Consider the following 11,043-nt stretch of genomic DNA (forward strand, 5'->3'; position numbering starts at 1 on the left):
GGGTGGCGTGTCGGCGGGGGGTGGCGCGTCCGCGGGGCGGACCGGCTGCGCGGTCTCGGTCACCGACAGCACCTGGTCCAGCCGGGCGGTCTGCAGGATCTTCCGGATCCGCGGGCTCGGGTCACGCAGGCTCAGCACCGCCTGTCGGCGGGCGAGCCGGCGGTGCACCTCCAGCAGCAGCCCGATGCCGGCGGCGTCGACGTGCCGGCAATCGGCGAGGTCCACCACCACGTGCCCCGGGGACAGCGCCAGCACCCGGTCGAAGACCAGGCCCGTCACCGACAGTCCGGCCCGGTCCAGTTCCGTGGTGAGCGCCACCTCGATCAGCGGCACCGACCACCCCGCCTGCTGTTCCGACACCGGTCGCCCTCCCCGTCCGTCGACTCCGGGACCCACCCTGCCGGCCGGCCTTGGCACTGGACGCGCGGTTGCATGACAGTTATGTGACAAATCCGTCCGGCGCCGGCCAGGGCTGGGTGCTCGGCAGGGCGCCGGGGATGATGCGGATATGACGGGCGTACTGGTGATCGAGGACGACGACCGGATCCGCCTGGCCCTGCTGCTCGCCTTGGAGGACGAGGGGTACACGGCACGGGGGGCGGCCACCGCGGAGGAGGGACTGCGGGCGCAGCGCCAGGACCCGGCCGACAACGTGCTCGTCGACCTGATGCTGCCGGGGCTGGACGGCTTCGAGTGCATCCGGCAGCTGCGCCGCGACGACGACGTGCCGATCGTGGTGATCAGCGCCCGCGACGACACCCACGACATCGTCGCGGCGCTGGAGGCGGGCGCCGACGACTACGTGGTCAAGCCGGTCGCGATCAAGGAGCTGTCCGCCCGGCTGCGCGCCCTGCGCCGGCGCGCACGGGCCGCCGCACCGGCGGTGTCCGTGCTCACCTTCGGCGAGCTGGAGATCAGCCCGGAGGCCGGCGAGGTACGCCGCGACGGGCAGCCGGTGCCGGTCACCCGCACCGAGTTCCGGCTGCTCTGCGAGCTGGCCGAGCACGCCGGACGGGTGCTGTCCCGGCAGCAGCTGCTGAGCCGGGTGTGGGGCTACGACACCGGCGACGAACGCCTCGTCGACGTGCACGTCGGCCGGCTCCGGCAGAAGATCGAGAGCGACCCGGCCAACCCGCGCCACCTGGTCACCCTGCGCGGCCTCGGCTACAAGCTGCAACGATGAGGCGGCTCGGCCTGCGGGCCCGGGTCACCGCCGGCTTCGCCGTCGGCGCGCTGCTGCTGGCCGCCTCGATGGCCCTGGTGTCGTACGAGCTGACCCGGCGGTCCCTGCTCGACGAGCGGGAGCGCACCGCGCTGCGGGCGGCGTACTTCGACGCGGCCGTGGTGCGCACCGGCCTGGACGCCGAGGCGCCGGACGTGGCGGAGGTGCTGCGGTCGCTGGACACCGGCGGCAACCGCCGCCCGCTGCTGCACCGCGACGACCAGTGGTACCTGCGCACCGCCGACGACGGGCTGACCGCCGCCGTCCCCGCCGACCTGCAACGCCTGGTGCGCGGCGGGAAACCGGCGGTGCAGCGGGTCCGGATCGACGGCCAGCCGGCCCTGCTGGTCGGCGTGCCGCTGGCCGAGGCGGTCGGCTACTACGAGGTGACCTCGCTGCGGGAGCTGGAGGAGACCCTCCAGGTCCTCGCCCTGGCGCTGACCGCGGTCGCCATCGTGGTCGCCGGATCGGGCGCCGCCGTCGGCTGGTACGCCACCCGGCACAGCCTGCGGCCGCTCACCGCGGTCGCCGACGCGGCGGAGAAGATCGCGGCGGGCAGCTTCACCGCCCGGCTGGCGCCGACCACCGACCCGGACCTGACCCGGCTCTCCACCTCGTTCAACCACATGGTCGACCAGCTCGCCCGGCGGATCGAACGGGACCGCCGGTTCGCCGCCGACGTCAGCCACGAGCTGCGCTCACCGTTGCAGACGCTGTCGGCCGCGGCGAGCGTGCTGGCCAACCGCCGGGAGCACCTCGACGAGCGGACCGCGCTGGCCGCCGGCCTGGTGGCCGACGAGGTCGCCCGCTTCCAGCAGCTGGTCAACGACCTGATCGAACTGGCCCGCAGCGACCGGCCGGCCGACCGGGCGCCGGTCGACGTGGCGGCCCTGGCCCGGGAGGCCTGCCGGGCCCGGTCTCTGCCCGACTCGCTGGTGCGGGTCGCGCCGGGCACCGCGACGACCTGGTCGGTGGACCGGCGCCGGGTGGAGCAGATCCTGGTCAACCTGCTCGACAACGCCGTGCGGTACGGCGGCGGGCCGGTCGCGGTGCGGCTGGCCCGGCGGGGCGGGACGGGCGTCGTCGAGGTCGACGACGAGGGTCCCGGCGTGCCGGTCGCCGAGCGGGAGGCGGTCTTCGACCGGTTCGTCCGGGCCCGGGCCGCGCACGCCCGGGCCGGCGGTGACGGCAGCGGCCTCGGGCTGGCCCTCGTCGCCCAGCACGCCGCCAGCCACGGTGGCCGGGCCGAGGTCGGGGACCGCCCCGGCGGCGGGGCCCGGTTCCGCGTCGAACTGCCGGAGGCCCTCCGATGAGCCGTGACCGCGCCGGAAACACCCCGGGCCCGGCTGCCGGAACCGGACGCGTGGCCGCCACGGCCCGGCGCGCCCGGCGCACCGCGGCCGGGATGCGTCCGGGCCGCCGGGCGGCCGCACTCGCCACGCTGATCCTGCTGCTCGCCGGCTGCGGGGTGCCGGTCGAGGACGCCCCCCGTACCGTGCCCGCGCCGCGCGGCCCGTTCCCGTCGGCGGCGAGCGGCGAGGCGACCTCCCCGGCGGGCCGGGTCGCCGAGGTGCTCTGCTTCGTCCGCGACGACCGCCTGGTCCCCGTCGAGCGGCGGCTGGACGCCGCCCCGACGGCCGACGCCCAGCTGGCCCACCTGCTCGCCGGCCCGAGCGCCGCCGAACGCGACCGGGGGCTGACCAGCTCGCTGCCCGGCGCGGTCGGCGGCGCCGCCGTCCGGATCGCCGGCACCCACGCCGAGGTCGAGGTCGACGCGGTCGACGACGAGGCCGGCCGCAGCGACGAGGTGCTCGCCTTCGGGCAGCTGGTCTGCACCCTGACCGCCCGCGCCGACGTGGAGACCGTGTCGTTCCTGCGGCGCGGGCAGCCGCTCGGCGTACCGCGGGCGGACGGGTCGCTGTCCCGGCAGCCGCTCAGCGCGGCCGACTACACCGATCTCATCACGCCGCGCTGACCCGTGCGGCTCCGGTCCGCGCGCGGTCGCGGTCCGCGCGCGGTCGCGGTCCGCGCCCGGTCGCGGTGTCCCCGGACCGGCTCCGGCATGCCGGCCGGCGCCGGCACCGGGTTGCGGCGCCGCTCAGCCGGTCAGCCGGCCGTGCACCACCAGGGCCCAACCGAGCAGGGCGAACGCGGCGGTCGAGGCGACCGCGCGGAGGACGTTCCAGCGCACCCAGGCGGTGGTGAACCGGTCCCGCACCGCTGCCAGGTCGGCCACCCGGTCCGGATCGCCGGCGGCGGCCAACTGGTTGTTCAGCGGCACGTTGACAGTCCCGGTGACGACCAGCACCACCAGGTAGAGCAGCAGCGCGGCGACGAGCCACGGCAGGACGGCCCGGTGCGCGGAGCCGAGGTGCAGCACCGCCGTCAGCGCCGTGCAGACCAGGGCGCCGAGGAAGCAGACCAGGAACCAACCGTTGATGATGGACTCGTTGATCCGCTGCATCGCGAGGACCAGGGTCCGGTCGTCCGCGCGGACCAGGCCGGGCATCACCGCGTAGGCGAACGCCGCGAACAGCCCGGCCATCAGGCCGGTGGACACCGCGGCGGCGAGCAGGCTGAGCGTACGCAGCACGGTCATCTCAGGCCGCCCACACGCCGGTGGCCGCGGTGGCTTGCGCGTACCCGGTGACGTCCCGGGGCGGGCGGCCCAGGGCCCGCCGCACGCCGTCGGCCAGGCTGGCGTTGCGCCCGTCGAGGACCTCGGTGAACAGGTACGTCAGCAGCGCGACCACCTCGGCCGGCGCGCCGGCCCGGCCCAGCGCCGCGGTGTACTCGGCGGCGGACACCGGGGTGAACCGGAGCGGCCGGCCGGTCGCGGCGGCGATCTCGGCGACCACCTCGGCGAACGTCAGCAACCGGGGGCCGGTCACCTCGTACACCTCGCCGGCGTGCCCGTCCCCGGTCAGCGCGGCGACGGCGACCTCCGCTACGTCGTCCGCGTCGACGAACGGCTCCGCCACCCCGTCGACCGGCAGGGCCACCTCGCCCCGCCGTACGTCGTGGACGAACGGGCCCTCGCTGAAGTTCTGCTGGAACCAGCTCGCCCGCACCACCGTCCACCGGCCGCCGGCGGCGTCCACCACCTGCCGGACCGCCTGTTCGGCCTGCTCGGCCTCGGGCTCGCCCCGGCCGGAGAGCAGCACCACCCGGTCCACCCCGCGGGCGACCGCCAGCCGGGTGAACGACTCCACCGCCGCCACCGCACCGGGCACCGCCAGGTCCGGCTGGTACGACAGGTACACCGCGCCGACGCCGTCCAGTGCTGCCGGCCAGGTGGCCCGGTCGGTCCAGTCGAAGGGGGGCGTGCCGGTCCGGGATCCGCGCCGGACGGGCCGGCCGAGCGCGGTGAGGCGGTCGGCGACGCGGCGGCCGGTCTTGCCGTTGCCGCCGAGCACCAGCACCGGGTGTTCGTTGATCGTCATGCCCTCCATCCAACGCCGTCCGCCCGCCGGGGGCCATGCGCGGGACGCGCGTCCACATGCGCGCGCGTCTCACCGCCGTCCGCCGTCCGCCGCCCGCCGACCCGCCGACCACCGTCCACCGGCCGTCGTCGTCGTCGGCGGCGGCCACCGGTCCCCGCGTCAGCGGCCGTGGGCCCGGCCGGTCGGCGGGTCGGCGCTGAACGCGGTCAGGAACCGGTCGCGGAAGGCGTCCATCGGCCAGACCGGTGCCTCGGGCCCCGGCCGCAGCCCGTCCTGCCAGCCCCAACCGGCGACCCGGTCGAGCACCGCCGGGTCGGCGGCGACGATGCTGACCGGCACGTCCCGGCTGGCGTCGTCGCCGGTGACCACCGGGGCCGGCTGGTGGTCGCCGAGGAAGACCAGCACCAGGTCCCGGTCCCCGTACGTCTCCAGATAGGAGACCAACGTGCGCACCGAGTACTCGACGGCCTTGCGGTAGCCGACGCGGGGCTGCGACTTCGGGTTGCTGACCGCCGCGTCGTGGTAGACGCTGCCGTCGCCGACCGCGGTCCAGTCGATCACCTTGGGGATCCGGGTCCAGGGCGAGTGGCTGGAGATCAGCGGGATCTCGGCCATCAGCGGCGGGCGATCGGCGACGTCCCGCTCCCGGCGCTGGAAGGTGGCCAGCGTGTACTGGTCGGGCATCGGGGCGTAGCTGAACTTCGGCCCCCGGTAGTCCAGGCCCGCGGCGTCGTAGTACCTGTCGTAGCCGAAGAAGGCGCCCTCCGGCCAGGGCTGGGTGGCGGCGGGCATCACCCCGACGGTGTCCCAACCGGCCCGCCGGAAGGCGCCGCCGAGGGTGAGCCGGTCGCTGGCCAGCAGGCTGCGATGGCGCTGCTCGTTGTCGATCCACAACCCGGACAGCAGGGTGTCGTGGGCCAGCCAGCTGCCGCCCCCGGTGGTGGGCGAGGTGAGGAAGCCGCTGCGGGCGCCGAACCCGGCCGCCCGCAGCCGCTCGGTGCCCGCGTCCAGGACCTCGCCGATCCGGGCGAACTCCGGGTCCTCGACCGCGTCCCGGCCGTAGCTCTCCACGAAGGCGACGATCACGTCCTTGCCGCGCAGCGCGGTGAGCAACTCCGCACCCGGGGTGTGCCGGAACGGGTCGGCGCCCACCTGTGCGGCGAACGCCTCCCGGTCGCGCAGCCGCGCCTGCGCCTGCCGGGCGTGGTCGTGCACCAGCGCGGTGGCGGCGGTGTCGGCGACCGGCACGCCGGGGGCGACCCGCACCCCGGTGGCCGCGGCGGCCACCCAGAGCACTACCAGCACGGCGACCACCCGCCGCGCCCCGACCCCGTGCCGGGCGGCCAGCCCGGCCAGCCGCAGCACCGCCGCGGTGAGGGCCAGCACCAGCACCACGACCAGCACCAGCACGCCGACGACCGCGCCGGTGCCGCCGGCCCGGCCGAACGAGTCGGTGAGGAAACCGACCGCGTCGTCGAGCAGCGCCCAGTCGAGGACCACGTCGAACGGCCGGCCGAGTGCCGAGCGGAATCCCAGGTCGGCGAGCTTCAGCACGGTCAGCAGGGCGAGCAGCGCCCCGGTCGCGGCGGCCACCACCCGCCGTGCCCGGCCCGGCAGGGCGAGCAGCAGGGCGGCCACCAGCAGCCCTTCCAGCGGAATGCGCAGGAAGGCGGCGGGGGTGAGCTGCCCGGGTCGGCTCGGCACGGTGAGCGCGACCAGCACCAGCGCGCCGGCGAGCACGGTGGTCACCCAGGCCGCCACGGCCCGGCCCCGCCGGCGGCCAGCTCCGGCAGGGGTACGTGCCGAGCGCGCCTTTGCCGCCCGGCGTTCCGACCCGGCCTCCGGTGCGGAGTGTCGCGACGGCTCGACGGAATCATCAGGTTCGGTCGACGATGGACGGGATGGGGTCTGGATCGACATCACGGCTCCCGGGTCAGCGCAGCGACAGCACGGGCGGGGCGACCGGCAGGTCCCGGACGCCGGCCGGCTCACCGGTTCCGCTCGGCTGCCGGCGGACCGGCAGCGTCACCCGGCGGGCGGGTAGCGCGGGCGCGGCGCGGCCGACCCGTGGCCGGGCCGGGACCGCCCGGTGCCGCCACAGCCAGCCGACGTCGTGGCCGAAGGACTCCACCAGCAGCGCCAACGCCACCGCCAGCACCAGCACGGTCAGCGTCCGGGGCAGCGCCGCGGACGCGGCGACCAGCAGCAGCACGCCCTGCACGGCGGCGACCACCTTGCGCCAGTAGCGGGCCGGCAGTTGCCCGCGCAACCAGGGCAGCACCCGGGCCGCCGCGACGTAGGCGTACCGCATCGCGCCGATCGCGAGCACCCAACCGCCCACCGACGGTGCCACGTACAGGCTGAGCACGAGAATCAGGAACGCGTCGACCTCCATGTCGAAGCGGGCGCCGAACGCGCTCGCCGTGCCGGTGCGCCGGGCGACCCGACCGTCCACCGCGTCCAGCAGCAGCGCGACAGCGGTCAGCACGACCAGCACGCCGACCGGCGTGGGCCGGTGGGCGGAGTCGGCCACCAGCGCGGTCACGCCGCCCACCAGCACCGCCCGGGTCAGCGTCACCCGGTCCGCCGGGCCCAGCCCGGCCGCCGCGCAGCGGTGCAGCCCCCGGTTCAGCACGGCGCAGCCGACCGCCGCGTACGCGAGCCCGGCGAGCCAACCCGCTCCGCCGAGTCCGACAGTTCCGGCGAGACCGGCGAGCAGGACAATCTGGAAGATCAGCCCGATCACCGGACCAGTTCGAACCGTGGGCACCATGCCTCCGTGTCTATGATCGACAACCCCCTGCCGGGGTACACGGAAAATCCGGCCGTTCGGTTCGGTCGGGTGAGGAGATGCCGGTGACCCGCGAGGCCCACGCCTTCTGGCTCCGCGCGCCGGGCCAGGGCGAGATCCGCCCGGTCCGGCTGCCCGCACCCGGTCCCGACGAGGTCCTGGTCCGCACTCGGTTCTCCGGGGTTAGCCGCGGCACCGAGACGCTCGTCTTCGCCGGCCGGGTGCCGGCCAGCCAGTACGCCGCCATGCGCGCCCCGTTCCAGGAGGGCGACTTCCCGGCCCCGGTGAAGTACGGCTACCTCAACGTCGGCGAGGTCGAGCAGGGCCCGGACGACCTGCGCGGGCGGATCGTGTTCTGCCTCTACCCGCACCAGACCGCGTACGTCGTACCGGTCACCGCGGTGGTGCCGGTGCCGGACGCGGTGCCGCCCGCCCGGGCGGTGCTGGCCGGCACCGTGGAGACCGCTGTCAACGCGCTGTGGGACGCCCCGCCGCTGGTCGGCGACCGGGTCAGCGTGGTCGGCGGGGGAATGGTCGGCTGCAGCGTGGCCGCCCTGCTCGCCCGGTTCCCCGGCGTCCGGGTGGAGCTGGTCGACGTCGACCCCGCCCGCGCCGGGGTGGCGGCGGCGCTGGGCGTGGAGTTCGCCACCCCGGAGCGGGCGACCGGCGGCCGGGACCTCGTGGTGCACGCCAGCGCCACCGGCGCCGGCCTGCAACGCGCGCTGGACCTGCTCGCCCCCGAGGGCACCGTGGTCGAGCTCAGCTGGTACGGCGACCGCCCGGTGCAGGTGGCGCTGGGCGGGAACTTCCACTCCGGCCGGCTGACCATCCGCGGCAGCCAGGTGGGCGCGGTCGCGCCGGCCCGGCGGGCCAGCCGCGGCTACGCCGACCGGCTCGCGCTCGCCCTGGAACTGCTCGCCGATCCCGCGTTCGACGCGCTGATCACCGGCGGGTCGCCGTTCGCCGAGCTGCCCGACGTGCTGCCCCGACTGACCACGGGCAGCCTGCCCGCCCTGTGCCACCTCATCAGCTACGACGGGAAGTGATCAGTGTTCAGCGTGACCGTCCGGGACCACATGATGATCGCCCACAGCTTCCGGGGGGAGGTCTTCGGCCCCGCCCAGCGGCTGCACGGGGCGACCTTCGTGGTCGACGCCACCTTCCGCCGGGCCGACCTGGACGCCGACGGCGTCGTGGTCGACATCGGGCTGGCCACCGAGCAGCTCAAGGCCGTCCTCGCCGAACTGACCTACCGCAACCTCGACGACGAGCCGGCGTTCGCCGGCCTGAACACCACCACCGAGGTGCTGGCCCGGACGGTCGCCGACCGGCTCGCCGACCGGGTGCGCGCCGGCGACCTGGGCCCGGGCGCACGCGGCCTGGCCGGCATCACCGTCACCCTGCACGAGTCGCACATCGCCTGGGCCAGCTACGAACGGTCGCTGTGAGCGCGAGGAGTGAGCTTGCGAGCCCCGCAGTCGCGAACGGAAGGCGGCGCTGTGAGCGCGAGGAGTGAGCTTGCGAGCCCCGCAGTCGCGAACGGAAGGCGGCGCTGTGAGCGCGAGGAGTGAGCTTGCGAGCCCCGCAGTCGCGAACGGAGGGCGGCGCTGTGAGCGCGAGGAGTGAGCTTGCGAGCCCCGCAGTCGCGAACGGAAGGGAACGCTGATGGATGTGGTGCACGTCGTGCTGCCGAACGACATCGACGACCCGGCCCGGCCGAGCGGCGGCAACCACTACGACCGCCGGCTCTGCCAGGGGCTCGCCGCCGCGGGCTGGTCGGTGCGGGAGCACGCCGTGCCCGGCGGGTGGCCCGACCCGACGCCGGCGGAGCGGACCGGGCTGGCCGACCGGTTGGTCGCGCTGCCCGACGGGGCGCTGGTGCTCGTCGACGGTCTGGTCGCCTCGGCGGTGCCGGAGGTGCTGACGCCGCAGGCCCGCCGGCTGCGCCTGGTGGTGCTGGTGCACCTGCCGCTGGGCGGGGACGCGGAGGCCGCCGCGCTGGCGGCGGCGACCGCGGTGGTCACCACCAGCGAGTGGACCCGCACCCGGCTGCTGGCCGCGTACCCGTTGCCGGCCGACCGGGTGCACGTCGCCCCGCCGGGGGTGGACCCGGCGCCGCTGGCGCCCGGCACCGCGGCCGGCGCCGCGCTGCTCTGCGTCGCCGCGGTCACCCCGCACAAGGGACACGACGTGCTGGTGGACGCCCTGGCCGCAGTCGCCGACACCCCCTGGACCTGCGTCTGCGCCGGCCCGCTGGACCGGGACCCGGACTTCGTCGCCGGGCTGCGCCGCCGGATCGCCGCGCACCGCCTCGCCGGCCGGGTGCGGCTGGTCGGCCCGCTGGCCGGCGAGCGGCTCGCCGCCACGTACGCCGGCGCCGACCTGCTGGTGCTCGCCTCGCGCGGCGAGACGTACGGCATGGTGGTCACCGAGGCCCTGGCCCGCGGGATCCCGGTGCTGGGCACGGCGGCCGGCGGGCTGCCGGAGGCGCTCGGTCGGGCGCCGGACGGCACCCCGCCGGGGCTGCTGGTGCCCCCCGACGACCCGGCGGCGCTGGCCGGCGGCCTGCGCCGGTGGCTCGGTGACCCGCCGCTGCGCGACCGGCTGCGCGCGGCGGCCCGCGCCCGGCGGGACACCCTCGACGACTGGACGCTCACCGCGACGCTCACCGGCAAGGTGCTGAAGGAGGCGATGCCGGCATGACGGTTTCCCTGCCACCGGACTTCGCGCGCTGGCTCGCCCTGCGCGAGCCCGCCGACGCCGCCGCCCGCGCCGCGGACCTGGTGGACCGGGTCCGCGGCCGGCTGACCGGCGGCGGCCCGCTGCTGCTCCACGACCTCGGCGCGGGCACCGGTTCGCTGGGCCGCTGGTTGGCTCCGCGCCTGCCCGGCCCGCAGCACTGGGTGCTGCACGACGGCGACGCGGACCTGCTGCGCCGGGCCGACGCCGGGATGGCCGGCGTGGTCGCCGCCGACGGCGCACCGGTCACGGTCGCCACCCGGCAGGGCGACCTCACCCGGCTCACCGCCGCCGACCTCGCCGGCACCTCGCTGGTGGTCGCCTCGGCGCTGCTCGACATGCTCACCGCCGACGAGGTCGACCGGCTGGTCGGGGCGTGCGCCGGCGTTGGCTGCCCGGTGCTGTTCATGATCTCGGTGACCGGGCGGGTGGAGCTGACCCCGGCCGACCCGCTGGACGGCGAGGTCGCGGCGGCGTTCAACGACCACCAGCGTCGCACGGTGGCCGGCCGCGCGCTGCTCGGCCCGGACGCGGTGGAGGCGACCGTCGCCGCGTTCGCCCGGCGCGGGGTCGGCGTCGACGTGCGGCCCAGCCCCTGGCGGCTCGGCGCGGACCAGGCCGAGCTGGCGGCCGAGTGGTTCACCGGCTGGCTGGACGCGGCCTGCGAGCAGCGGCCGGAGCTGGCCGGCCCGGCCGAGGCGTACCGGCGGCGCCGGTTGGCCGACGCGGCGGCCGGCCGGCTCGGCGTCGTGGTCCGGCACAGCGACCTGCTGGCCGCCGGTGATTGAACCGCCCGGCCCGCCGGCACGTGCCTACCAGCAGGGAGATCAGGCGGGGAGGGCTCGGGT

10 protein-coding genes and 1 pseudogene are annotated in these 11,043 nt (G+C 76.5%); 7 read left to right on the top strand and 4 right to left on the bottom strand.

The window, feature by feature from the left end; genetic code table 11:
- Positions 1 to 360: STAS domain-containing protein (locus DLJ47_RS28365; protein WP_233258064.1), on the bottom strand; the 360-nt coding region annotated here is incomplete at its 3' end.
- Positions 361 to 508: 148 nt separating this feature from the next.
- Between DLJ47_RS28365 and DLJ47_RS28370 the strand changes: the two genes are divergently transcribed.
- The 3 genes from DLJ47_RS28370 (at position 509) to DLJ47_RS28380 (ending at position 3,197) form a co-directional block, all read left to right on the top strand.
- A complete protein-coding gene (locus DLJ47_RS28370; protein ID WP_088993360.1) occupies positions 509 to 1,183 on the top strand; it encodes a response regulator transcription factor in 675 nt (224 codons plus the stop codon).
- Positions 1,180 to 2,535, top strand: coding sequence for a sensor histidine kinase (locus DLJ47_RS28375; protein ID WP_109904493.1), 1,356 nt, complete (start codon positions 1,180 to 1,182; stop codon positions 2,533 to 2,535). Before DLJ47_RS28370 ends, DLJ47_RS28375 begins: the two co-directional genes overlap by 4 nt.
- A 92-nt stretch (positions 2,536 to 2,627) precedes the next feature.
- Complete coding sequence (locus tag DLJ47_RS28380; protein WP_109904507.1) at positions 2,628 to 3,197, top strand: GerMN domain-containing protein; 570 nt, start codon at positions 2,628 to 2,630, stop codon at positions 3,195 to 3,197.
- Between the two features lie 123 nt (positions 3,198 to 3,320).
- On the opposite strand, the gene DLJ47_RS28385 is transcribed toward DLJ47_RS28380, so the two are convergent.
- The 3 genes and pseudogenes from DLJ47_RS28385 to DLJ47_RS37970 all read right to left on the bottom strand — a co-directional run.
- Positions 3,321 to 3,821, bottom strand: a complete 501-nt coding sequence (locus DLJ47_RS28385; protein WP_109904495.1) for an anthrone oxygenase family protein — start codon at positions 3,819 to 3,821, stop codon at positions 3,321 to 3,323.
- A gap of 1 nt (position 3,822) precedes the next feature.
- A complete protein-coding gene (locus DLJ47_RS28390) occupies positions 3,823 to 4,665 on the bottom strand; it encodes an NmrA family transcriptional regulator (RefSeq protein WP_109904509.1) in 843 nt (280 codons plus the stop codon).
- 159 nt (positions 4,666 to 4,824) lie between these two features.
- Positions 4,825 to 7,438, bottom strand: a pseudogene (locus DLJ47_RS37970) (CDP-alcohol phosphatidyltransferase family protein); the annotation flags it as partial.
- Positions 7,439 to 7,521: 83 nt separating this feature from the next.
- Here DLJ47_RS37970 and DLJ47_RS28405 point away from each other — a divergent pair.
- From DLJ47_RS28405 to DLJ47_RS28420, 4 genes are all read left to right on the top strand, one after another.
- Entirely contained in the window at positions 7,522 to 8,502 is a 981-nt protein-coding gene (locus DLJ47_RS28405) for a zinc-binding alcohol dehydrogenase (RefSeq protein WP_109904511.1), read from the top strand.
- A 3-nt stretch (positions 8,503 to 8,505) separates the two neighbouring features.
- Positions 8,506 to 8,904, top strand: a complete 399-nt coding sequence (locus tag DLJ47_RS28410) for a 6-pyruvoyl trahydropterin synthase family protein (RefSeq protein WP_109904499.1) — start codon at positions 8,506 to 8,508, stop codon at positions 8,902 to 8,904.
- A 217-nt stretch (positions 8,905 to 9,121) separates the two neighbouring features.
- Positions 9,122 to 10,159: a glycosyltransferase family 4 protein gene (locus tag DLJ47_RS28415; protein WP_396834255.1), complete on the top strand. Its 1,038-nt coding sequence runs from the start codon at positions 9,122 to 9,124 to the stop codon at positions 10,157 to 10,159.
- Positions 10,156 to 10,983 (top strand): class I SAM-dependent methyltransferase, encoded by an 828-nt coding sequence (locus DLJ47_RS28420; RefSeq protein ID WP_109904503.1) that lies wholly within the window; start codon positions 10,156 to 10,158, stop codon positions 10,981 to 10,983. Before DLJ47_RS28415 ends, DLJ47_RS28420 begins: the two co-directional genes overlap by 4 nt.
- Positions 10,984 to 11,043: the final 60 nt, after the last annotated feature.

The sequence above is a fragment of the Micromonospora sp. S4605 genome, assembly GCF_003176715.1.
GTDB lineage: Bacteria > Actinomycetota > Actinomycetes > Mycobacteriales > Micromonosporaceae > Micromonospora > Micromonospora echinaurantiaca.